The following is a 21533-nucleotide window of genomic DNA, read 5'->3' on the forward strand; positions in this document are numbered from 1 at the left end:
GTAGTACCGGAGACGTCATGCAGGTCAGCGCGAGAAACCGGGAACCGGATCGCGGCTGATCGGGCCAAGCAGCCACGCGCCCCATTCGGGCATGTTCGGCTTGGCTTCGCGATCGCCGGGCAGCGGCAGTTCGGTATTGCGGGCAATCGGCTGTACCAACCGCGGGGTGACGATGATCACCAGTTCCTTGTCCTGGCGCTTGTAGTCGAAGTTGCGGAAGAACGTACCGATGATCGGCAGGTCGCCGAGCAGCGGAATCTTGTTGACCGTCGAGGCCACGGTGGAGCTGACCAGACCGCCGATGACGAAACTCTCACCATCGCCTAGCTCGACGGTGGTGTCGGCGCGGCGGGTGGTGATCGAAGGGATCTGCACGCCGTTGAGCGCGATCGCATTGGTGTAGTCCAGGTCGCTGGCTTCCGGGGCAACCTTCAACGCAATGCGGTTCGGTGAGAGCACCGTGGGAGTAACGGTGAGGCCGATGCCGAAGGGCTTGTAGGTAACCGTGGTCGTGCCGAGCCCCTGCGGCTCCAGGATCGGCAGTTCGCCACCGGCCAGGAAGCTGGCGCTCTGCCCGGACAGCGCGACGAGAGTGGGCTCGGCCAGCACGCGCGCCATGCCGTTGGCCTGCAGCAGGTCGACATCGGCGTTCCACAGGCCCTTGGTCGAACCGAACACCAGCCTGAACGCCGAGGAGATCGGTGACTCGCTTTCGTTGCTCGACTCACCTTCCTTCATGCCAGGCAGGATGCCGGTGTTGCCTGGCAGCTGCCCGCCCGGCCGCGCGAATCCATAGGCGAAGCCACCGTTGCGGTTCTGGAAGTTGATGCCGATCTGCTTCAGCGCGGTCTTGTTGAACTCGACCACCTTCACCTCGACCTGCACTACGCCGCCGCTGCTGATGGTGGAGGCATCGGCCAGGCTGCCGTCCTTGCCGAGCGCCATCACCGCGGTCTTCTGCTCCTGCATGTGCGCCAGCACGCTGTCGCTGCTTCCCTGCAGCAGCCCCTGCTGGTCCTGCTGGGTGAACACCAGTCCGCTGGAGCCGGCATCGGCGGCCCCCTGCACGGCACTCTGCACCCGCACCTGCACGCGCTGCGGTTCGCTCTGCTTGCGATGCCAGAGCAGCAGGGTGGTGGTGCCGGGGGCCTTGCCTACCAGCAGCGCCTGGCGTGCGCCGCGCAGCATCACGATGTCAGCTACGCCGGGGTCGGCGATGGCAACCCGTTCCAGGTCGGCCGGCAGCGTCCATGGCCGCTGTTCGCGGGTCTGCAGCAACAGATCGTCGGCAGCCACGCTCGCACCCGGTGCCAGCAGCACCAGCAGCAGGGCCAGCCAGCGCTGGCGGACAGTGGGGCGTAGGCGGTGGCGACGTTCAGTCATGTGCGCTCTCGGCAAGGGTCAAAGGGAGCCACGGGGGGCAGCAGTGTCGCCGCGGATGATTTCGATGCCCGCCGGTCGCGGCGTCGAGCGACGCTGCACCGGTGCACGCGCCGGCGTTTCGTGGACGCTGCGCTGCACGCTGCTGCCGCGGCCAGCCAGCGCATCGCCATCCAGGCCGGCGTAGGCGTTGTTCTCCGGTCGCTGCAGGGCCTGCTGCTGCTCGTTGTCCAGGCCGCGCACCGGGTCCAGCACGCCGCGCGCCTGTGGGAACAGCGCCACATCCGGCAGGCCGGTATCGGCGGGATTGCGCAGGGCGAGGAACAGCTTGCCCTGCTGTGCGCCGAGCAGCAGGCGGTTGGCGTCGGCCACCGGCACCGCCAGCACCGCGGTGCGCGCCGGCTGCGTGGCATCGCTACCGTTTGCGTTGCTGGGGGCGCTGCTGGAACCGCTGGTGATATCGGCTGCACGTGAGTCGTTGCCTGCCGTGGCCGGGGCCTGGCCGTGGCTGCTCGTCGGGGCTGCCGCGATGTCCTGCTGTCCGTAGCTGAGCACGCGCAGGCGTGACAGCAGCAACCGCGTCTGTGCGATGTCCTGCTGGCCGTTGTAGCTGGTAGCGGCGCTGCGCAGGTTGAGGAAGACGTCGACGAAATCACCGGGCAGGATGCGGTTGCCTGCCGCGACCAGCTCATCGACCGGCACCGCCAATGCCCGTTCACCCGGCCGCAGCTGCAGCGAGAAGCCCTGTGCGAGCAGGCTGGCAGCAATCGCGCTGCCTTCGCTGATGTCCTGCACCGGCACCTTGCCGACCACCGCTGCCAGGTCGGCAACGGCCCCCGGCACTTCTGCGGTGCGTTGTGTCAGCCGCACGCCATTGGCGCTGATCGGCTCGCCGGCGGGTAGCCGCGCGGTGGCTTCAACGACACTGAAGGTCTGCGCATCGGCCTTCACGATCGTGCTCGGGTTGTCCGCCGAGGCCGCAGGCTTGCGCCCGATCACGAAGGCGACCACGGCCAGCAGCACGGCGAGCGCGATCAGTGCGATGGCGGCGATGCGGGTCAACTTGAGCATGAAAATCGTCTCCTGTACCGATCGTCAGTTGCTGCCGAGGTCCAGCTGGGCGACCGCGACGCTGCGGATGGGGGCCTGCATCACCCAGCCATAGAGCGTGGCGGTGCCGGGCAGGAAGGGGTGGGACGCATAGTCGTAGCTCACCGTCACGGTCATGCATTGCACCGTCGCCAGGCCGGCGCAGGGCGCCTGCGGCGAGACCACGATGGCGCCGGTGCCGCCGCCGCTGCAGTCCGGGTTCTGCCCGGAAAACTGCAACAGCCATTGCATGGAGCGGCGGGCCGCCAGGCAGGCGGCGGTGCGCCGCTCGCCGGCGTTGCCAAAGCGCAGCGAAGCACGCGCGCCCTCGGCCGAGGCCGTCGCCAGCGTCTGCTGCGCGGCCATGATCAGCACGCCGGAAAAGGTGAGCAGCAGCAGCGGCACCAGGCCGAGCAGCAGCATCAACGCGAATTCGATGCTGGCCACGCCGCGTTGGCGTTGGCGCGCGAACGCTTTCATGCGACGCCTCCATAGGTGGTTGCCAACACCCAGCCAATCGCCGCGAAGGCCAGGTAGGCCGCATAGGGGATGCCCTGCCGACCCTGCCGCGCGGCATGCAGTTCGCGCAGGGCAGGGTGGCCATTCCAGTGCGTGCTGGCGCGGTTTACCTGCATCTGCAGGCGCAGCGGCAGGTGACCGGCCAACTGCCGACCGGCCAGCACCAGCACGGCGTGGGCGCCTGCGGCCAGGCTGGCCAGCACCCACACCGGCAGCAATGCCTTCCAGCCCAGCAGCAGGCCGAGCACGGCGAAGAACTTCACATCGCCGGCGCCCATCCAGCGCACCGCATAGAACGGCAGCAACGCCAGCAGGCCAACGACTGCGCCCAGCAGGTGTGGCGCCCAGGCCGTGCGCGTGGCATTGAACTGGCCGGCGATGATCAGGGGCACGGCGATCGCGCACGCGGCCAGCAGCCAGGTGTTGGGCACGCGGCGGGCGTACAGATCGCTGATCGCAATCCGCAGGCACACTCCCATGGCCAGCAATCCCAGCAGTGTCATCGCACACCCTCGTTGTCCGTCACTGGACAGTTGCAGAACCCTTCATCGGCCACCGCGGCCGCCATCGAAGCGACCGCAGGTGCTGCACCCTGCGCGCTGGCTAGGTGGTGGTGGCGTCGGTGGCAATGGCCTGCAGGCGGGTGAACAACGTGGTGAAGAACGCGGTGATCTGGGTTCTGCCCACCACGATCAGGATGCCGGCGATCACGGCGGCCAGCAGCCCGTATTCGAGCGCGGTCACGCCATCTTCTTCTTTCAGGAACTTGCGGATCGATGCGTTCATGACGGTTGTCTCCCTCTACCTGTCAGTTGCTGCAGGACACCTGCATGGGCGGTGGCCCGGCTCCGCCGGGACCGTCCGTAGGCCTCTGCCATCCTGGCGGAGGAGGCACGGCGGGCAATCCCGCTGTGCTCAAGCAGGGTGATCATTCCCGGGCAGGGCAGCGGCCGCGCAACCACGACCACCCAGCTCCAGGCCGGTGGTCGAAACGGTATCTCGTACGTGCATGGTCATGCTGTCCCCCTGGGTGTGGCCGCTGTCTGCGTGCCCGATCACCGTGTATTCGACTTTGCCTGAATGGCGGTTCCCTGCAACCGGAACCTATATGCAAATTCGGCAGATTCGCTGGATGCCTGAATATTGCGGCGCGGATCTGTGACGTAAATCCGTTCCTGCGCAAAACGATTCATGGTCGTGCAGATAATGTGATGCCCATCCGCGCGCATGCGAAAACCATGCCATCGGCGCGCACATTTTCTTCACGCAGTTGATAATTCCGCAGCGTCGAAACATCCTGTTTACGACTGCCGATTATCGGGCATACTCGCATTCAAGGTTTTGCATTTTCAGGGAGGGACGCGCGTGCATCGCAGCGTCCATCTCGGCAACGGACGATGCTCTTGGAAACGGCGTGCGCCCTGTCAGGCAGTGGGGGCGGGGTCGTGCGGCAGACCAAACGGGGGACGACACTGTCATGGTCGATGGTGGGGTGGAAGACAACGACGACGGCGATCTCAGGTCAATCGACCTGGCCACGCTGAGCGGCGTGCTCCGCGTGTGCGATGTGGAACTGTTGCTGCTGGATGGCAATGGTCCGCGCGCGGCATTCGTTTCGCGCGTTCACGAGGAAGCCCTGTTCTGCAGCATCACCTGTGGCTTCCACTGCCGCGGCCGTTTCATGCTGCCGCCGGATTGGGCAATGCTCGGCTACCTGCACACCACCGATGATGCATTGAGCTGGTGCCATGGCGTGCCGCTGACGCCGGGCATGGCCTTGACCGTGATGCCCGAAGGCATCAGTGAATTCACTCTCAGCCCTGGTACCCAGATGACGCTGATGCTGGTGCCGGTCGCGCGCGTGCAGCGCAAGTTGACCGAGCTGAGCCTGCGCAGCACGCCACCGGCGGGGCAGGCGCTTTCACTGTTCAACCTTGGCGATGATGCGATGCCGCTGGTACGCCATTACCAGCAACTGCACGCGCAGCTGGGGCAGGGCGGTGGGCTGCAGCCGGAAGAAACCGAGCGCCTGCTGCACGAGCATGTCCAGGCGCTGCTCGGTGCCGGCCCAGCCGATCGGCCCAGTTGCAGCCGCGCCCGCCGCACGCATTACCTGATCGCGCAGCGGGCGGAGAACTTCATGCGCCTCAATCTTCGCCGCAATATCTACATGAATGAAATCTGCGACGCCGCCGGCGTCAGCGAGCGTGGCCTGCGCTATGCGTTCGAGGATCTGTTCGGCACCTCGCCCAATCGCTACCTGTCGATGCTGCGGCTGTGCGCGGCCTGCCGCAGCCTGTCGATGGCCGATTCCAACCGGCGCTCGGTCAAGGCCATCGCCCTCAGTTGCGGGCTGTGGGATCTTTCCCGCTTTGCCGACAACTACCGGAAAGTGTTCGGCGAACTGCCGCGTGACACGCTGATGCGCGCGCCGGCACAGCTCGGTCAGCCAGCCTGAGGGGTATCGGCCGGGCTGCCGCCCGGCACCCGCAGAGGCAAGGGCAACGGCAACTGCTGAAAGCAAAAGCAGGTTTCCTGTGGAATGGCGGGGTGGGTCCGGTTGCGGGGGACGCCGTAAACCCATCCATGGGGGCTTGGCCGCGGCATCCATGCCGCGGACACCCCCGCAACCGGACCCACCCCGCCTTCGACAGTTTCCCGCGCGCTTTGGATTTAGCGCCGGGCCATGCCCGGCCGAGGGAAAGTCGGATCATCAATTTCGATTTAGATCGAAATAATCACTGAAAATCAAAGATCGATCATGTCGACAGTGAATGCACGACGGCAGATCCAACCGTCGTGGGGAAACTGTCACAGGTGGGGCGGTGTGGGCTTGCAGGACCGTTGGCGCCATGGATGGCGCCATCGAGCCCCCATGGACGGGTTTACGGCGTGTCCTGCAAGCCCACACCGCCCCGCCAACCCGCAGAAAACCCAGAGCCGGCTGTTGCTTTGGCTTTGGCTTTGGTTTTCGCCTCTGCGGGTGCCGGGCGGCAGCCCGGCCAGCCCTCCCTGCCGGATTTGCATATGTGGCTGCCGAATCCGGCCGTGGATTTGCCGGAATGCGCGATTGCCCTGCCGGAATGAAGTGCTCAGCCCTCGCTGAAAGGCGCGAAATGTCAGTCACCTGCCTAACGGCAAGTCCACTGACATTCAAGTTGTCCGCCTACGGGGGAAATGCTCATGAACCGCATCTACCGGCGTGTATGGAACCGCCAGCTCAATGCTCTGGTTGTGGCCTCGGAACTGGCCACCGGCGATAGCGGTGGTACTGCACCGCGCGACCGTCGTGCCAGCCTTCTGGTGCCCAGCACCCTGGCCATGGCACTGCTGTGCGTGCTGGCCAGCGGACCTGCGGCGGCGACAGAGGCCAATCAATCGTTGCGCGACCTGCAGGCGCTGGCGGCCAAGTACACCCAGCCGATGCCGGTGAAGGTCGATGCCGAAGTGGCGCTGGCCGCGGCTGCACGACAGGCCCAGGCCAACCCGGCGATCAGTGCCAACGCGCGCGTCGGCCTGCAGCTGAGCACAACGTCATTGCCGATCGTGCGCGACGTCCTGCCGGCCACCGTGCAGGTCAAGCTGGGTGCCGGCGCCACGCCGAATCACGTGCCGGCACCGGCCCTGGCTGCCGACGTACGCGCCAACATCGGTGTCGGCACTGTTGCCGCCACCCGAGTCGATGCCGCGCTTGCCGCGAACGTCGCACCGGCCGCACAGGCGCCGTTGGGTCTGGCCGCCAACGCGGCAGCAAAGGCCGATGTCGGCATCGCCGGCAAGCCGGTTGCCAGCATTGACGCCGGCACCCAGGTTGCCGCGGCAGCGGGTGTAACGCCGTCCGGCCTGAAGGCGGCCGTGGATGGCAAGGTCGATTCGCAGTTGGTCGTGGCCGGCAATCACATCGAAGGCCAAGGCCAGATCGGTGCCACCGCAGCGGTCACGCTGCCTGCCAAGGAAGAGCTGCCGGGTGACACCGATGACCGCGCGATCACCGCAGCGTTCGATACCGGCGTGGCAGGCAAGGTACGGGTGCAGGGCAAGGACGGCGAGGAAATCGTCGCCGATCGCAATCTCAAGCTGGCCGGCACTGCAACCGTCGCCGCGCAGAACAGCGCGCTGGGCCTGGGCGGCCTGCTCAACGGCGTCGGCACTGCGCTGAACGGCGTTGGCAGCGCGGTCGGCAGCCTGCTCAATGGTGACCTCAACGGCACCGTCGGCAACCTGACCGGCGCCGTCGGCGGCCTGGTCGGCAACACCTTGGGCAGCCTCGGCCTGACCTCGCCGTCGGCCATCCCGCCGACCAGCCCGAAGGCGCCGGCCGCTGCCGACCCGAACGCGGGCCTGGTGATCGGCACCGGTGGCCTGGTGGGCGGTGTCACCGAACTGCTCGGCCCGACCACCGCCAGCCTGTTCGGCGGCACCGGCTATCTGTCCAACGGCAATCTCAAGCTCAGCACCGCCAACGTCATGCAGACCTATTCCACGGTCAGCGTGCTCGGCCTGCCAGTGGTCAACGCCACGCCGGTCGGCACCACGCTCAACGGACTGGGTGGCGCGGTCACCGGTGGCAGCTCGCACCTGACCCTGATCGGTGGCGTCACCTCCGACAGCTACATCTACAACATCAACAACGGCAATCCCGGTGGCCTGCTCGGCCTGCTGCTGCCGACGGACTCGCCGGCCTGGGCGGCCAAGTGCCTGGACATCGCGCTGGCGGACATCTCCTGCTGGGCGGTCAACGCAGCTCAGGACTACCAGGTGCTGATGGGCGATGGCGCCTATGCCAACGGCTCCAAGGAAGTGGTGATCGGTGCCAACGCCCGCCATGAGCTGCCCAAGGTCGATGCCAACGTCGCCTTCCCCGGCGCGGGCGCCAATGATCCGAGCGATCCGACCGGCGTTCCCACCGCCGACTATGCAGCACGCATGGGGCACTCAGTGGTGGTCGGCGACAGTGCCAGCGGCACTGCCAACGGGCAGACCCTGCTCGGCGCAGAGAGTACCTCCAACCAGGCCAACTCGGTGGCGCTGGGCTACCGCTCGGCCGCACTGCGCGGCGCGCAGGCCAGCTACAGCGCTTACGGCCTGACCACCGCACAGGTGTCGGCGGGCGAAGTGTCGGTGGGCACCGCCGGCGGTGGCGAGCGGCAGATCACCAACCTGGCGGCCGGCAGCGCCAACACCGATGCAGTGAACGTGGCCCAGCTGAAGGGTGCGATCAGCCAGATCGATGCGGTTGGCGCGGCAGCGGTCACCTACGACCTGGATGGTGCAGGCGACCCCGACTACCGCCGTGTCACCCTCGGTAATGGCACCGGCACCACCACCATCGGCAACCTGGCCGCCGGCGCGGTCAACGCCACCAGCAGCGAGGCGGTCAATGGTGCGCAGCTGTTCGCCAGCAACGACACGATGGCAAAGTTCTTCGGCGGACGCGCAGCGTTCGATCCGCTCACCAGCACTTTCACCGCACCGCTGTTCGAGATCAGCACCATCTCCACCGGTGGCGCCGTGGCCCCGGGGCTGTATGACAACGTCACCGACGCCTTCGATGCGGTGGATGGTTCGCTGGTCAACCTCAACACGCAGATCAACGACATCCGCAACACCGGCACCCGGTACCTGCGGGTGAATTCGACCGGTGCCGACGCCGTGGCCAGCGGCGCCGAAGCGATCGCCGTCGGTGCCGGTGCCAGCGCAACCGCCGCCAACAGCATCGCGGTCGGTGCCGGCAGCCTGGCCGACCGTGCCAACAGCGTGTCGATCGGTGCCGCGGGCGCCGAACGCCAGGTCACCAACGTCGCCGCCGGCACCGCCAGCACCGATGCGGTCAACCTGGGTCAGTTGCAGGCTTCCGAAGAGGGCGCGCTGCGCTACGACCTCAACGGCGACGGCAGCGTCAACTACGCAAGTGCGACGCTCGGCCAGTCCGGCACCGCCACCACGCTGCGCAACCTCGGCCCAGGCCAGATCAGCGCAGCCAGCAGCGAAGCGATCAACGGTGCGCAGTTGTTCGCGGCCAACCAGACGGTGGCCACCCACCTCGGCGGCGGCGCTGCAGTGGATGCCAATGGCGTGGTCACCGCGCCGACCTACACGCTCAACAACGTCGCCGCCAATGGCACGGTCAGCCAGGGCAGCTACAACGACGTCGGCACGGCCTTCGACGCGGTCAGCAATTCGCTGGCCAATGTGGCCGAGCAGACCGATGACCTGGACGCGCGCGCCGTGAAGTACGACGTGGACGGGAGTGGCAACGTGGTCGACACCGTGACCCTCAGCGGTACCGGCGGTGCACCGGTGAAAGTCACCAACGTGGCCGCCGGCAGCATCCTGGCGGGGAGCAGCGATGCCATCACCGGCGACCAGCTGTTCAGCACGCACCAGACGGTGGCCAGCTACTTCGGTGGCAGCACCGTGTACAACGGCAGCACCGGGCTGTGGACCGCGCCGACCTTCAACATCTCCACCATCGCCACCGATGGCACCATCACCGGCAACGACTACAGCAACGTCACCGCTGCGTTCTCTGCAGTGGACGGCTCGCTGCGGGTGCTCAACCAGCGCATCAGCAGCGGCGGCGGCAGCCCGTATCTGGCGGTCAACTCCACGGCTGCCGCAGCCACGGCCACCGGTGCCGAAGCACTGGCGGTCGGCCCGCAGGCCAGCGCAGCCGGTGCGGGCAGCGTAGCAGTCGGCAACGGTGCCAATGCCAGCGCGGGCAACAGTGTTGCGCTGGGTGCCGGTTCGGTGGCCAGCGTCGGTGCGCAGACCGGCTATACCGGTGCCTATGGCCAGGCCGGCGCCAGCAACTCGTCCGGTGAGGTGGCGGTGGGCGCCAGTGGCAGCGAGCGCAAGATCACCCACGTGGCCGATGGCTCCGACGACCATGATGCGACCAACGTCGGCCAGCTGAAGAACGGCGTGAACTACGCCATCGACCAGTCCAAGGCCTACACCGACCAGAAGATCCAGAACATCACCAACGTTGCCGGCAGCTTCCGCGCCAACAACAGCAACAACCTGGCCGATCCGGCCGCCACCGGCGCCAACTCCGCCGCGGGCGGTGCCGGCTCCACTGCGGCCGGGGCCAACTCGACCGCATTGGGCAACGGCTCGCAGGCGCAGGCAGACAACTCGGTGGCGCTGGGTGCGGGCTCGGTCGCCAACCGCGCCAATACGGTGTCGGTGGGTGCAGCCGGTGCCGAACGCCAGGTGGTCAACGTGGCCGATGGTTCGCAGGCGACCGATGCGGTCAACGTGCGCCAGCTGCAGGCTTCGCAGCAGGGCACGATCCGCTATGACACCACCACCAACGGCACCACCAACTACAACAGCGTGACCCTAGGCAGCACCAGCAGCGGCCCGACCACGGTGCGCAACGTCGCTGCCGGCACCGCCGGTACCGACGCGGTCAACGTCGACCAGCTGAAGTCGGGCATGGCGCAGACCCTGGACTGGTCCAAGGCCTACACCGATGAGCGCATGGGCGGCTTCGAACGCGACCTGCGCAAGACCGACAACCGCGCCTCGGCCGGTATCGCCTCGGCGATGGCAACCGCATCGCTGCCGCAGCCCAGCGAAGCCGGCCGCAACATGGCCTCGATCGCCGCCGGCAGCTACAACGGCGAATCCGGCGTGGCCCTGGGCATCTCCGGTGTCTCCGAGGGCGGTCGCTGGATCTACAAGTTCAGTGGTTCCACCAACAGCCGCGGCGAGGCCGGTGTGGCCGTCGGTGCCGGCATCCAGTGGTGATCGCCTGCGCCGGGTCACATTCGCGGCCCGGCGCAGCGGGCAACGTCTACAGGGGGAATGACATGAAACCGCATCGCATCGCTCGCAGTGGCCGCGTCGCCGCCACGCTGGGCCTGATCCTGACCGCGGGGCTGCTGGTTGCCTGCCGCAGCCACGCACCGGCCGCCGACGGCCCCGCCGACAGCACCGCCGTCACCTTCCCGGAGGCCAGCAAGGCATCGCTGAAGGAAGGCATCTATCCGGATATCGCCGACCTGCGCCGGTTCGCACCGGGCATGAGCAAGCGCCAGCTGTACACGCTGCTCGGTACCCCGCACTTCAACGAAGGCATGTGGGGCGTGCGCGAGTGGAACTACCTGTTCAACTTCCGCACCGCACAGGGCGCGGAGTACTTCACCTGCCAGTTCCAGGTGCGCTTCGACAACAAGGGCATCGCCCAGGGCGGTTACTGGAAGCCTGAATCGTGCGCAGCGGTCCTCGACCCGCCGCGTCCGCCGCCACCGCCGGCGCCGGCGCCCTTGCCGGAGCAGCCGCTGCGACTGGCCGCCGATGCGCTGTTCGGCTTTGACAGTGCTGTGCTCAGTGCCAGCGGCCAGCAGGCAGTGCAGGGCGTGTTGGCGCAGGTGCGTGAGGCCAGCCAGGTGCAGTCGATCCAGGTGGTCGGCTACACCGACCGCATCGGCAGCGCTGCCTACAACCAGACGCTGTCGCAGCGACGTGCCGAGGCGGTGCGCATGGCGCTGGTACAGGGCGGCGTATCCGCGGCGAGCATCAGCGCTGAAGGGCGGGGCGCGGCCGAACCGCTGGTGCAGTGCGACCAGCGCAACCGGCGCGAGCTGATCGCCTGCCTGGCGCCCAATCGCCGGGTGCAGATCGCGGGCGTGGCCCGATCGCACTGAATCCCCGCGCCGGGGCGTGCCCCGGCATCCCGAGTCCCCCCTGTTCTGCCGGCAGGACGTGGAAACGTCTCCCCCGTTTTCCACGCCTGCCGGTGGGCAGGTTTCTTCCCTGGTGCACCTGATGAATGCCCAATTCCTGCCCTTGTCCATGAAGACGGAAGCCACTCTCAGCGTGTACGGCCAGCTCGGCAACCATGCGGTCGTGCGCATTCCCGGGCGCCGGCTGCCGGGCCTCATCCTGCAGGCCGACACCGTTGCCGGCTTCCTCGCCCAGCTGCAGGAAGCACAGGCGTGCCTGCGCAGCGGCCGCGCGCAGCGTGCCGACGCCGAGCTAGACATGCTGGTCGACATGCTCGAGCAGTGGTACGCGCTGATCGAATCGCGCCTGGCCGATGCCGGCGAGGCCTTGTAGAGAAACAGGGGAAGGAGGGGATCAAGTCGTTTCCCGCACAACCGGGGCATGAACGACTTGATCCCCTCAGTCCCCTTTTCTGTTGCTATGCGCGGGCGCGGATCATCCAGCAGGCGGTTTCCACCCGCACACGGTCACCGTCGATGAACGGTGCGAACGCGGTCAGTGCCTGTTGCAGCAGTGCATCGGCGCGTTCGGCCGGCAGCGCACGCAGGGCCAGACCCACAGGTCCGAGCTGGCCGACGTAGCTGGCCAGCGCATCAGGGCTGAGGAAACAGGTCAGGTCCAGCGGCGCGATGTCCACGTCCTGCCATCCGGCACGCTGCAGCAGCTGGCGCACCCGTTCGCCATCGGCGAAAGCGAACTGCCCCGGTGCACCCGGTACCCGCGCCGGCAGCACCAGCTGGTCTGCAAGGGCGCGCTCGGCGGTGGTCATGAACGGATTTTCCTGCGCGCTGCGCCAGGCGATGCAGCGCAGGCCCGCGCCTGTTCGGGCGGCATGGTGCAGGTTGGCGAAGGCGGCCTGCGTGTCCTCGAAGAACATCACCCCGAAGCGCGACTGGATCCAATCGTAGCGCGCCGTTGCGAAGGGATGGCGCTGGGCATCGGCAACGATGAAGTCGATCCCGCGCCCGATCGCGGCGGCGCGCTGGCGGGCCAGGTCAAGCATCGGTGCGGAGATGTCCACGCCCGTGCAATGGGCGTCAGGGCGTGCTGCGGCGGCGCTGAGCGTACTGGCGCCGGTGCCGCAGCCCACGTCCAGCAGTTCCGTGACGGTAACCGGCAGCTCGTCGCGCAGGGCATCGGCCATCGGTTGGAACAGGTCGTCCAGCAGGGTCTGCTGCGCGACCCAGTTCTCGCCGGCGGCGCCGTTCCAGAGCGTGTTCTGATCGAGCGGGAGTGAATCGTCCATGGGCTTGCCTTGCGCGGGGAGTGCGACCATGGTGGCGCTTGAAGCCCACTTGAGGTCAAGCACGATGCAGGAACTGGATATCGGTGAGGTGGTCCGCCGCAGTGGCGTGCCGGCCTCGACGCTGCGCTACTACGAGCAGCTCGGCCTGTTGCAGGTGCTGGGGCGTCGCGGCCTGCGCCGGCAGTACCACGAACAGGTGCTGGATCGGCTGGCACTGATCGGCCTGGGGCAATCGGCAGGCCTGTCGCTGCAGCAGATCGGCGCAGCGATGCCGCAGGGGGCAGGGCTTGCACTGGATCGCACGGCATTGCTGGCCCGGGCCGATGCGCTGCAGCTGCAGATCCGCAGATTGCAGCGGGCGCAGGATCGGCTGCGGCGGGCCGCCGCCTGTCCACACGCCGAGGATGCTCGGCGCTGCGCCTCGTTCCGCAGGTTGCTGCGAGCGCAGCAGCGCGTAGCGCGCGGATGAACTGCCGACACCCGCTCAATCGCGGGTGCTGACTTCCCAGGTGGCATGCAGCACGCCCGGCACCTGTTCCATCCGCGCCAGCACCACGTCCAGTTCGTCGGCGCTGACCGCGGTGCTGACCAGCACTGCGATCACATCAGTGGGCGCATCGGCGTGCTCCACCAGTTGCACGTCGCCAACGGGGTACTGCGCGGCTTCCAGCGCATCGACCAGGCGCTCGCGCACGCGCGGCACCGCGTCGGCATCCACGCTCAGGCGCACTTCGTAGGTCGCTTCGCTGGCGGCTTCGTTGATCGGGATGCGGTTGATCGCGTTCACCAGTGGCCGCAGCAGGGTATTGCCGGCGATGATCAGTACGGTCAGCAGCACGCCTTCGGCCAGCATGTCCGCGCCGGTGCAGCTGCCCACGGCAGCCGAGCACCACAGCGTCGCGGCGGTGTTCAGGCCGCGCACATTCATGCCTTCCTTCATGATCACGCCGGCGCCGAGGAAGCCGACGCCCGAGACGACGTAGGAGATGACCCGCACGGCCTCGGCGCTGCCGGCGATGCGCATGCCCAGGTCAACGAAGGCGGCAGCGCCGACAGCCACCAGCACGTTGGTGCGCAGGCCAGCGGTGCGTTGCCGGTACTGGCGTTCGGCGCCGATCAGGGTGCCAAGCACGAACGCCGCCAGCAGGCTGACCAAGGTGTCGGCGAACGGGCCGGGCTGGAAGGTTTCAATGAAGCGCATGGCCGCAGTCTACCTCCCGCAGGTGACAGTAGAACCACGCCACGCGTGGAGGGGCAGGGGGCATCATCCACGCATGGCGTGGATCTACTCGTCGACGCGCTCGCCCATCATTTCGCGCTGGCGCTTGTCCAGTTCCTCCGCATAGCGCTTGCGCACGAATGCTTCAGACACCACGCCCAGCACCTGGCCATCGTCGGCCACCACCGCCAGCTCGTCGGCCTGGGTCTGGTCGAACCGCTGCATCACGGTCACCACGTCGGCGCTGGTGGCAAGGGCCACGTCGCGGTTCTCGGCGAACGTACCTACGACGTCCTCGGGCTTCACGCCGTCGCCGAACAGGCGCGGAATCTGCACGATGCCAGCGTAGTGGCCTTCACTGTCGATCAGGATCACCCGGCTGCCCGAGCCCAGCGGGAAGCGCTGGCGGAAGGCGGCGGCATCGAGGTCGGCCGGGGCGGTGGCCACACCCTTGCGCATCATCCGCCCGGCATTGAGGTTGTGCACCCAGCCGATGTCACGCGCGCTCTTGATGGTTTCCCCGCGCAGGTGCATGCGCCAGGTCGAGAAGGAATAGCCGAACCACTGCCGCACCAGGGTGCTGGACACCAGCACGGCGCTCATCACCACGCTGGTCAGCAGGAAGTCGTGGGTGCCTTCCAGCACCAGCATGGCCATGGTCATCGGCGCGCCAACCACCGCCGCGGCCAGTGCAGCCATGCCTGCCAGCGCTGCCGACGTGGCGTCGACCACCGGGACGCCGGTGGCCATCGCCAGCAGCCCGGCAAACAGCGTGCCGACCAGGGTGCCCATGAACAGCGAGGCGAAGAACAGGCCGCCGCGGAAACCGAAGCCCAGCGAAATGCCGGAGGCCAGGCATTTCAGCGTCAGCAGTCCGCCGATCCAGATCAGCGGCAGATGGGTGGTCAGGTCCAGGTGCAGCGCTCCGTGGCCGGACGACAGTACCTGCGGGCTGGCCAGGGCCAGCGGAATCAGCAGCAGGCCGCCCACCACCGGGCGCCCCCACAACGGCAACGGGCTGCGCTTGACCGTGCCCTCGATGGAGGCGATCAGGCGCATCACCACGATGCCGACCATCGCACAGCAGCAGCCGAGCAGGCCGTAGATCGCATAGTCGGCTGCGCGCACGTCGATGGTCGATGCCGCCGGCAGCAGATAGGCGTCCACGCCGGCCTGGTCGGCAACGAAGGCACCGGCCAGCGCGGCCACCGCAACCGGCGCCAGTGCCGCCGGCGTATAGGCACCGATGACGATCTCGAAGGCGTAGAAGGCCCCGGCCAGCGGTGCACCGAAGGCCGCGGCGATCGCACCGGCCGCGCCAGCACCGACCAGGATGCGCACGTCGTTGCGGCGCAGGCGCATCACCCGCCCCAGTTGCGAACCGCTGCCGGCGCCCATCTGCGTATACGACGCCTCCAGGCCGACCGAAGCACCGCAGCCATTGGAGACCAGGGTCTGGGTCAACACGATCAGGTTGTCGCGCATCGACATGCGGCCGCCATGCAGTGCATTGGCTTCCACGGCATCCAGCAGGGGGCGTTTCAGGCGCGTGGCAGCCAGGCTGACCAGGCCCACCACCAGGCCACCCAGCGGCAGCACCAGCAGGGCAGTCCAGGTCAAAGCGGGCAACGAGCTCAGGCGCATGCCCTCGTCCAGCCCATACAACGCCGTCTGCAGGGTGCGTGCCAGCCCAGCCTGCAACAGGGTCAGGCCGCCGGCGATCAGCCCGACCACCAGCGCCAGGGCGATGAACCACAGGTCGCTGCCGCGCAGGCGCAGGCGCAGGCCCTGGAAGGCCAGATGCAGGCGCGATGGCGAAGCGGTGGAGGACATGGTGGCGGCATGATACGCCGCCACCGTGAGCGCTACCGTCACCGCATCAGGCGGTTGCCATGCTCAGAAGCGGTAGCGGCCCTGCACGTAGAATGTGCGCGGCGCGGCCACCATGCGCCCGGCGTTGCCATCCACGTTGCGGGTGTACCAGCGCTTGTCGGCCAGGTTGTTCACGCCCACCGCGACCTCGCTGTCGGCCAGCCAGGGCAGCTGCCAGGCGGCCTGCGCATTCCACAGGCGTACGCCGGGTACACGGCCGACGCGCGCGTCGGCGGCTTCTTCCCAGGTGTTGGCGGCATCGGAGAACTGGCCGCTCTGGTGGGTGCTGGACACGTTGAAGGTCCAGCCGGCCAGCGCATAACGGGCACCGACGCTGTCGGTATCGCGCGCGTAGAACGGCACATCCAGGCCGCGGTTGTCGCCGGATTGCTGGATGGCCTTGGTCCAGGTGTAGTTCGCGTACAGTTCCAGCCCGGCCAGCGCGCTGCTTTCGGCAAAGCGGTACTCGATCGCGCTTTCCACGCCCTTGTGGTCGGTGGCGCCGATGTTCTGGAAGGTGGGCGGGGTGATGCCCGGCACCTGCAGGATCTGGTTGTCGAAGCGCATCTTGAACACGGTCACTTCCGCACGCAGCGCGCCATCCTGCCAACGCGCGCCCAGCTCGGTGGTCCTGGCGATTTCCGGGTTCAGCGGGTTGGTCGCGCTCTGCGAGTTCAACTGGATGTTCTGAACCGGCCCGAACGAGGTGGTGTAGTTGCCGAACACGGTCAGCTGCGGGGTCAGCAGGTAGGCGACGTTGAGCGAGGGCAGGGCCTTGTCGTTGCGGCTGCTGAAGGTCGCGCCGCCGCCGGCCTGGCGGCGGTCCATGTCGATCCACTCCATGCGCACGCCGGGCGTGATCCGCCACTGGCCGATGGCGATGCGGTCATCAACGTAGAGCGAGTGCGCATCGGTGGCGTTATCGAAGCGGGTGGTCGCGCCGGTCGCGCCGGTACGGCGGGTAACGGTGTAGCTGCGGTCGTTGCCGCGCTCGCGCAGGAAGCGGTAGCCGGCGGTGATGTCGTGCACGCTGCTGCCCCAGTGCAGGCGCTGGGTGTAGCGCGGCTCGATGCCGAGCACACGGTAGTCGCGCGGCTGCACCGTGATCTTTGTGTTGGCCGCGTTGATCAGCGAACTGGCCCGGTTGCTTTCGTTGTAATACGCCAGCACCTCGAACTCGCTGTTCTCCGACAGCGTGTTGGTGTAGCCCAGGTCGATGCCGGTGCGATGGCCCTTCCAGAAGTCGGACGGGCGGGTGTTCTGGAACGGATCGGCCTGGTACTGGGCGCGGGTCAGGCCGCCCGGAGTCAGAGAGCGCACGTCGTAGTACGACAGCTTGGCGCGCAGCTCCTGCTGTGCGTCGATGGCATAGGCGAACTTCAGCGCCAGATCATCGAAGCGGTCATCGCTGCCCTGGCGCCAGCCGCGGCCGTCCTGCCCCGAATACAGCAGGGCCATGCCCAGGCCGTTGTCGGCGGTGCCGCCGAGGAACGCGTTGTACTGGGGGCTGTCGCCGCCGCCGTGGTCGTAAGCGCTGTAGCGCACGCCGGCCTCGCCGTGCAGGCCGGCCGCAGTCGGAATCGCGCGGGTGCTGAAGTTGATGATGCCGCCGACATTCTGCGGCCCGTAGCGCACCGCACCGCCGCCGCGTACCACGTCGATCGATTCGATGTTGGCCAGGCTGGCCGGGGCGAAGGAGAGCTGTGGCTGGCCGTACGGCGCAACCGCCAGTGGCACGCCGTCCAGCAGGACGGTCGAGCGCGGCGAGTAACGGCCGGTCAGGCCGCGCACGCCGATGTTGAGCGAGACCGAGCTGCCAGCGGTGCCGGAGTTGTCGGTGACCTGCACGCCGGGAATGCGGCGCATGGCATCGCCCAGGCTGGCGGCGCCGCTGGCCTCGATGCGCTGGCGATCGACCACGGTACGCGCGCCAGCGAAGCTCTTGACGCTGTCGTGCAGGCCGGTGCCCAACCAACTGCCCGACACCTGGATGCTGTCGAGCGTGGTGGCGCTGTCCTGCGCGAGCGCGCTGGCGGCCGGAAACACGCACAGGGCGAGGGCGGCAGCCAGGGGCAGGCGGGCCGGTTGCGGGGCGGGGATAGGCATCGGTGCGGGGCGTGGAAGGTCGTAAATGAGAATTATTGCTGATTCCATTCGCCATTGGAATCGGTCCGCCGTTCAGCGCTTTGGCCCGGTGGTAAAGTGGCCGATTGCCTCCTGACCCGCTGAGAACTGCCATGTCCACTGCTGCTTTCTACCCCGTCGGTACCCCTGGCCAGCCGTGGGGCGTTGCGGAAAGGGAGCAGTGGCGTGCGCGCCAGCAGCGTCTGCGCCGTTACGACGAGGAGGTGCTGCCGCGCATCGATGCACTGGCCGGGCACTTCGACAAGGTGGCCTACGGCCAGCTCGACTATGCAGGCGAGACCTACACCCTGTTCGCCCTGCGCAGCCGCGACTGGAACCCGGCGTTGCCGGCCGCGCTGGTGACCGGCGGCGTGCATGGCTACGAGACCAGTGGCGTAATGGGCGCGCTGGAGTTCCTCGAAAAACATGCCGCCCACTACGCCGGCAAGGCCAACCTGCTGGTCGCGCCGTGCGTGAATCCGTGGGGCTTCGAGCGCATCAACCGTTGGAACTTCGATGCGATCGACCCGAACCGCAATTTCCGCGCGGACGGCCCGGCCCGTGAATCGACGGCGCTGATCGAACTGATCGCACCGTTGAAGGGCCAGTTCGTGCTGCACATCGACCTGCACGAAACCACCGACAGCGACGAGAGCGAGTTCCGTCCCGCACTCGCCGCGCGCGATGGCAAGCCGTTCGAACCGGGCCTGATTCCCGATGGCTTCTACCTGGTGGACGACAGCGAGAATCCGCAGCCGGCCTTCCAGCAGGCCGTGGTCGCCGAAGTGGAGAAGGTGACCCATATCGCACCGGCCGATGACAAGGGCGAAATCATCGGTTCGCCGGTGGTCGCGCATGGCGTGATCGAGTACGCGCTGGTGCCGCTGGGCCTGTGCGCCGGCATCACCGGGGCGAAGTACACCACCACCACCGAGGTCTACCCGGACAGCCCCCGCGCGACGCCGCAGCAGTGCAACGACGCGCAGGTCGCGGCGGTGTGCTCGGCGCTGGATTACGCGCTCGCCCATCGTTGACGGTGGTGCCGGCCGCTGGCCGGCAACCACGATGCAAGGGGATTGCCGGCCAGCGGCCGGCACCACCTCACCCCAACGCCTCGGCCCACCACAACGCCGCCGGCCCAGGCGGCGTATCGCGGCGCCACACCAGGTCGCTGTGGATGCGGCGCGGCCAGCCCGGCACGCGCAGTTCCAGCAGGCGGCCCCGGTCGTAGCGCTGCACCAGCGCACGCGGTAGTTCGGCCCAGCCGATGCCGTCCTCGGCCATCTCCATCACCATCAGGTAGTCCGACGCGGTCCATGCCGGCCCGCTGATCGGCGGCGCGTGGTCGGCCTGCGCGCTCAGCCGCACCTGCCGATGCCGAGCCAGTTGCGCCGCTGCGCGCACGCCTGCCTGCGCCAGCGGATGTTCGCTGGCCACGTACACCGCCAGTTCGCTGTGGTGGGCCAGGGGCTGGGCCACCAGCGCATCGGGGTACTGCGCCTGGCGCGGCAGCAGGCCCAGCCCGGCGCGGCCAGCATCAACCAGTTCCAGCACGTCCCGACCCTCGGCATCCAGCCATTCCAGCTCGATCTCGGGAAATGCCTCAGCAAACCGCTGCAGCACACGTTGCGCCGGATCGAGCTGGTAGACATCGGAGAACACCACGGTCAGGCGTGGCTCCACGGGAGCGGACAGGCGCACGCTCAGTTGCTGCAGGCGCGCGTCGGCGGCAAGGATTTCCTGCGCGTGGCCCAGCACCTGCCGGCCGGCGTCGGTCAGCTGCGGATAGCGGCCGCTGCGGTCGAACAGAACCATGCCCAGGTCCGCTTCCAGATGGGCAATGGCAGTGCTGACCGTGGACTGGGTCTTGCGTAGCCGGCGGGCGGCCGCCGAGAACGAGCCCAGCGCGGCAGCCTCGACGAAGGCCTGCAGGGATTCGGGAGAATAGGGCATTGATCCATCGCTCCTGTCGATGGAATCCATTTTGATACCACCGTAAAAGACGATGATACTGGCCGCCGTCGCCCCTGTCTGCGGGGGCGTTCCGGATCATCCACGCACGGCGTGGATCTAGTGATGACGGGCGCGGTCCCCGTCCCGCAAGGAGCTTCACATGTCCCGTACTGTTCCCGCCCGTGGCGCCTTCGTCGCCTGGGCCTGCCTGACCGTGGCGATCGTCGCCGAAGTGGTCGGCACGTCCTTCATGGCCCATGCCGCCCGCGATGGCGGCTGGACCGGCTATGTGGTGATGGCCGCCGCTTTGGCGCTGTCCTATTACTTCCTGGCGCTGTCGGTGCGCCGCATCGCCGTCGGCGTGGCCTATGCGGTGTGGGAAGGCCTCGGCCTGACCCTGCTGACCGTAGTCGGCATCAGCGTGTTCGGTGAGAGCCTGTCGCTGCAGCAGCTGGCCGGTCTGGTGCTGGCGGTGGTCGGCATCGTCTGTGTCACCCTCGGGGAGGCGCACTGATGAACATGATGGCCCTGTTTTTCGTGATCTGCTCGGCGCTGATCGATGTGGCCGCCAACATGATGGTGGCCAGGTCCGATGGCTTCCGTCGCTGGCGTTGGGGTGTCGGCGCCATCGTGCTGGTCTGGATCGCCTTCGCCCTGCTGGGCCAGGCCGTGCGCTACATGGACCTGGCGACCGCCTATGCGATGTGGGGCGCGATCGGCGTGATCGGCACGGCCACGTGTGGCCGCCTGTTGTTCGGCAACCGCCTGCGCCCGATTGGTTGGATCGGCATCGGCCTGGTCACTGCGGCCGTGCTGCTGCTCAGTACGGCGTGATCCCGGCTTGATTGCGGCGATCAGTGAGGTGGCCGACACTTGGGCTTTCCCGCAACGGAGTGCCCGCATGTTCAGTCACGTCACCGTCGGAACCAACGACATGGCGGCTTCCCGCCGTTTCTACGATGCCTTGTTCACTGCCATCGGCGGTCGCGCAGGCGTGTTCGATGACGAGGGCAAGCTGGTCTATATCAAGGATGGACGGATGTTCATGGTCATCCCGCCCATCGATGGCGAGGCGGCGTGCCATGCCAACGGCGGCACCATCGGCTTTGCGCTGGCAGACCCGCAGGCGGTGCATGCCTGGCAGGAAGCGGGGGTCGCCCACGGCGGTACCGCGGTGGAAGACCCGGCCGGCGTGCGGCACAAGGCCGGGCGCCAGTTGTACCTGGCCTACCTGCGTGATCCCGACGGCAACAAGCTGTGCGCCGTGCATGTGATGGGGTGAATCGTCGGTGCCGGACGCGGCGTGTCGTAATCGGACCAAAGTGACAACGCCGCCCGGCACGCCCGCCGGTCTGCAGGCGCGCGCGTAGCACGGAAATCCAGCCGATCGTGCCTGCG

The 21533-nt window shown here is 67.7% G+C and carries 19 protein-coding genes; 9 read left to right on the forward strand and 10 right to left on the reverse strand.

Annotation, left to right across the window (positions count from 1 at the left end):
• Window positions 1-24 precede the first annotated feature (24 nt).
• The 5 genes from AC07UW_RS07580 to AC07UW_RS07600 form a co-directional block, all read right to left on the reverse strand.
• Complete coding sequence (locus AC07UW_RS07580) at window positions 25-1383, reverse strand: type II and III secretion system protein family protein (protein ID WP_025878543.1); 1359 nt, start codon at window positions 1381-1383, stop codon at window positions 25-27.
• Between the two features lie 18 nt (window positions 1384-1401).
• Entirely contained in the window at window positions 1402-2451 is a 1050-nt protein-coding gene (cpaB, locus tag AC07UW_RS07585) for a Flp pilus assembly protein CpaB (protein WP_495211757.1), read from the reverse strand.
• Between the two features lie 24 nt (window positions 2452-2475).
• Window positions 2476-2949: a TadE/TadG family type IV pilus assembly protein gene (locus tag AC07UW_RS07590; protein WP_025878545.1), complete on the reverse strand. Its 474-nt coding sequence runs from the start codon at window positions 2947-2949 to the stop codon at window positions 2476-2478.
• Window positions 2946-3491: an A24 family peptidase gene (locus AC07UW_RS07595; RefSeq protein ID WP_495211758.1), complete on the reverse strand. Its 546-nt coding sequence runs from the start codon at window positions 3489-3491 to the stop codon at window positions 2946-2948. The genes AC07UW_RS07590 and AC07UW_RS07595 overlap by 4 nt, the downstream gene beginning before the upstream one ends.
• Before the next feature lie 100 nt (window positions 3492-3591).
• Window positions 3592-3774, reverse strand: a complete 183-nt coding sequence (locus tag AC07UW_RS07600) for a Flp family type IVb pilin (RefSeq protein WP_025878547.1) — start codon at window positions 3772-3774, stop codon at window positions 3592-3594.
• A gap of 691 nt (window positions 3775-4465) precedes the next feature.
• Between AC07UW_RS07600 and AC07UW_RS07605 the strand changes: the two genes are divergently transcribed.
• The 4 genes from AC07UW_RS07605 to AC07UW_RS07620 all read left to right on the forward strand — a co-directional run bounded on the left by AC07UW_RS07605 (window position 4466) and on the right by AC07UW_RS07620 (window position 12054).
• Complete coding sequence (locus tag AC07UW_RS07605; protein WP_223495325.1) at window positions 4466-5446, forward strand: AraC family transcriptional regulator; 981 nt, start codon at window positions 4466-4468, stop codon at window positions 5444-5446.
• A gap of 725 nt (window positions 5447-6171) precedes the next feature.
• Window positions 6172-10743: a YadA-like family protein gene (locus tag AC07UW_RS07610; protein ID WP_495211759.1), complete on the forward strand. Its 4572-nt coding sequence runs from the start codon at window positions 6172-6174 to the stop codon at window positions 10741-10743.
• A 62-nt stretch (window positions 10744-10805) separates the two neighbouring features.
• A complete protein-coding gene (locus AC07UW_RS07615) occupies window positions 10806-11642 on the forward strand; it encodes an outer membrane protein assembly factor BamE (protein WP_495211760.1) in 837 nt (278 codons plus the stop codon).
• A 121-nt stretch (window positions 11643-11763) separates the two neighbouring features.
• On the forward strand, window positions 11764-12054 hold the full coding sequence (locus tag AC07UW_RS07620; RefSeq protein WP_313251423.1) for a DUF6959 family protein: 291 nt from the start codon (window positions 11764-11766) through the stop codon (window positions 12052-12054).
• An 85-nt stretch (window positions 12055-12139) separates the two neighbouring features.
• On the opposite strand, the gene AC07UW_RS07625 is transcribed toward AC07UW_RS07620, so the two are convergent.
• Window positions 12140-12967, reverse strand: a complete 828-nt coding sequence (locus AC07UW_RS07625) for a class I SAM-dependent methyltransferase (RefSeq protein WP_495211761.1) — start codon at window positions 12965-12967, stop codon at window positions 12140-12142.
• A gap of 64 nt (window positions 12968-13031) precedes the next feature.
• Here AC07UW_RS07625 and AC07UW_RS07630 point away from each other — a divergent pair, with 64 nt between their 5' ends.
• Window positions 13032-13436: a MerR family transcriptional regulator gene (locus AC07UW_RS07630; protein ID WP_312787580.1), complete on the forward strand. Its 405-nt coding sequence runs from the start codon at window positions 13032-13034 to the stop codon at window positions 13434-13436.
• A 15-nt stretch (window positions 13437-13451) separates the two neighbouring features.
• Here the strand turns inward: AC07UW_RS07630 and AC07UW_RS07635 are convergent, their stop codons facing one another.
• From AC07UW_RS07635 to AC07UW_RS07645, 3 genes are all read right to left on the reverse strand, one after another.
• The gene (locus AC07UW_RS07635) at window positions 13452-14168 is read right to left on the reverse strand and encodes an MgtC/SapB family protein (protein WP_495211762.1); all 717 of its coding nucleotides are present in this window, start codon (window positions 14166-14168) and stop codon (window positions 13452-13454) included.
• 84 nt (window positions 14169-14252) lie between these two features.
• Window positions 14253-16019 carry a chloride channel protein gene (locus AC07UW_RS07640; protein WP_354275233.1) on the reverse strand — a complete coding sequence of 589 codons (1767 nt, stop codon included), beginning with the start codon at window positions 16017-16019 and terminating at the stop codon, window positions 14253-14255.
• Window positions 16020-16082: 63 nt separating this feature from the next.
• Window positions 16083-18164: a TonB-dependent receptor family protein gene (locus AC07UW_RS07645; RefSeq protein ID WP_495211763.1), complete on the reverse strand. Its 2082-nt coding sequence runs from the start codon at window positions 18162-18164 to the stop codon at window positions 16083-16085.
• A gap of 131 nt (window positions 18165-18295) precedes the next feature.
• Between AC07UW_RS07645 and AC07UW_RS07650 the strand changes: the two genes are divergently transcribed.
• Window positions 18296-19216 carry a M14 family metallopeptidase gene (locus AC07UW_RS07650; RefSeq protein WP_495211764.1) on the forward strand — a complete coding sequence of 307 codons (921 nt, stop codon included), beginning with the start codon at window positions 18296-18298 and terminating at the stop codon, window positions 19214-19216.
• A 67-nt stretch (window positions 19217-19283) separates the two neighbouring features.
• Here AC07UW_RS07650 and AC07UW_RS07655 read toward each other — a convergent pair whose 3' ends face one another.
• Window positions 19284-20135, reverse strand: coding sequence for a LysR family transcriptional regulator (locus AC07UW_RS07655; protein ID WP_394197579.1), 852 nt, complete (start codon window positions 20133-20135; stop codon window positions 19284-19286).
• A 160-nt stretch (window positions 20136-20295) separates the two neighbouring features.
• Between AC07UW_RS07655 and AC07UW_RS07660 the strand changes: the two genes are divergently transcribed.
• From AC07UW_RS07660 to AC07UW_RS07670, 3 genes are all read left to right on the forward strand, one after another.
• A complete protein-coding gene (locus tag AC07UW_RS07660) occupies window positions 20296-20649 on the forward strand; it encodes an SMR family transporter (RefSeq protein ID WP_059064403.1) in 354 nt (117 codons plus the stop codon).
• Entirely contained in the window at window positions 20649-20969 is a 321-nt protein-coding gene (locus AC07UW_RS07665) for a DMT family transporter (RefSeq protein WP_336029015.1), read from the forward strand. Before AC07UW_RS07660 ends, AC07UW_RS07665 begins: the two co-directional genes overlap by 1 nt.
• Window positions 20970-21036: 67 nt before the next feature.
• Window positions 21037-21417, forward strand: coding sequence for a VOC family protein (locus tag AC07UW_RS07670; protein ID WP_025878561.1), 381 nt, complete (start codon window positions 21037-21039; stop codon window positions 21415-21417).
• Window positions 21418-21533 lie beyond the last annotated feature (116 nt).

It is taken from the genome of Stenotrophomonas sp. GW821-FHT02D01, from assembly GCF_059421765.1.

What these genes read in the sequence shown, in the direction of transcription:
- AC07UW_RS07580 (WP_025878543.1), bottom strand. Translation starts at nt 1,383, where the DNA reads ATGACTGAACGTCGCCACCGCCTACGCCCCACTGTCCGCCAGCGCTGG.
- cpaB (WP_495211757.1), bottom strand. Translation starts at nt 2,451, where the DNA reads ATGCTCAAGTTGACCCGCATCGCCGCCATCGCACTGATCGCGCTCGCC.
- AC07UW_RS07590 (WP_025878545.1), bottom strand. Translation starts at nt 2,949, where the DNA reads ATGAAAGCGTTCGCGCGCCAACGCCAACGCGGCGTGGCCAGCATCGAA.
- AC07UW_RS07595 (WP_495211758.1), bottom strand. Translation starts at nt 3,491, where the DNA reads ATGACACTGCTGGGATTGCTGGCCATGGGAGTGTGCCTGCGGATTGCG.
- AC07UW_RS07600 (WP_025878547.1), bottom strand. Translation starts at nt 3,774, where the DNA reads ATGAACGCATCGATCCGCAAGTTCCTGAAAGAAGAAGATGGCGTGACC.
- AC07UW_RS07605 (WP_223495325.1), top strand. Translation starts at nt 4,466, where the DNA reads ATGGTCGATGGTGGGGTGGAAGACAACGACGACGGCGATCTCAGGTCA.
- AC07UW_RS07610 (WP_495211759.1), top strand. Translation starts at nt 6,172, where the DNA reads ATGAACCGCATCTACCGGCGTGTATGGAACCGCCAGCTCAATGCTCTG.
- AC07UW_RS07615 (WP_495211760.1), top strand. Translation starts at nt 10,806, where the DNA reads ATGAAACCGCATCGCATCGCTCGCAGTGGCCGCGTCGCCGCCACGCTG.
- AC07UW_RS07620 (WP_313251423.1), top strand. Translation starts at nt 11,764, where the DNA reads ATGAATGCCCAATTCCTGCCCTTGTCCATGAAGACGGAAGCCACTCTC.
- AC07UW_RS07625 (WP_495211761.1), bottom strand. Translation starts at nt 12,967, where the DNA reads ATGGACGATTCACTCCCGCTCGATCAGAACACGCTCTGGAACGGCGCC.
- AC07UW_RS07630 (WP_312787580.1), top strand. Translation starts at nt 13,032, where the DNA reads ATGCAGGAACTGGATATCGGTGAGGTGGTCCGCCGCAGTGGCGTGCCG.
- AC07UW_RS07635 (WP_495211762.1), bottom strand. Translation starts at nt 14,168, where the DNA reads ATGCGCTTCATTGAAACCTTCCAGCCCGGCCCGTTCGCCGACACCTTG.
- AC07UW_RS07640 (WP_354275233.1), bottom strand. Translation starts at nt 16,019, where the DNA reads ATGTCCTCCACCGCTTCGCCATCGCGCCTGCATCTGGCCTTCCAGGGC.
- AC07UW_RS07645 (WP_495211763.1), bottom strand. Translation starts at nt 18,164, where the DNA reads ATGCCTATCCCCGCCCCGCAACCGGCCCGCCTGCCCCTGGCTGCCGCC.
- AC07UW_RS07650 (WP_495211764.1), top strand. Translation starts at nt 18,296, where the DNA reads ATGTCCACTGCTGCTTTCTACCCCGTCGGTACCCCTGGCCAGCCGTGG.
- AC07UW_RS07655 (WP_394197579.1), bottom strand. Translation starts at nt 20,135, where the DNA reads ATGCCCTATTCTCCCGAATCCCTGCAGGCCTTCGTCGAGGCTGCCGCG.
- AC07UW_RS07660 (WP_059064403.1), top strand. Translation starts at nt 20,296, where the DNA reads ATGTCCCGTACTGTTCCCGCCCGTGGCGCCTTCGTCGCCTGGGCCTGC.
- AC07UW_RS07665 (WP_336029015.1), top strand. Translation starts at nt 20,649, where the DNA reads ATGAACATGATGGCCCTGTTTTTCGTGATCTGCTCGGCGCTGATCGAT.
- AC07UW_RS07670 (WP_025878561.1), top strand. Translation starts at nt 21,037, where the DNA reads ATGTTCAGTCACGTCACCGTCGGAACCAACGACATGGCGGCTTCCCGC.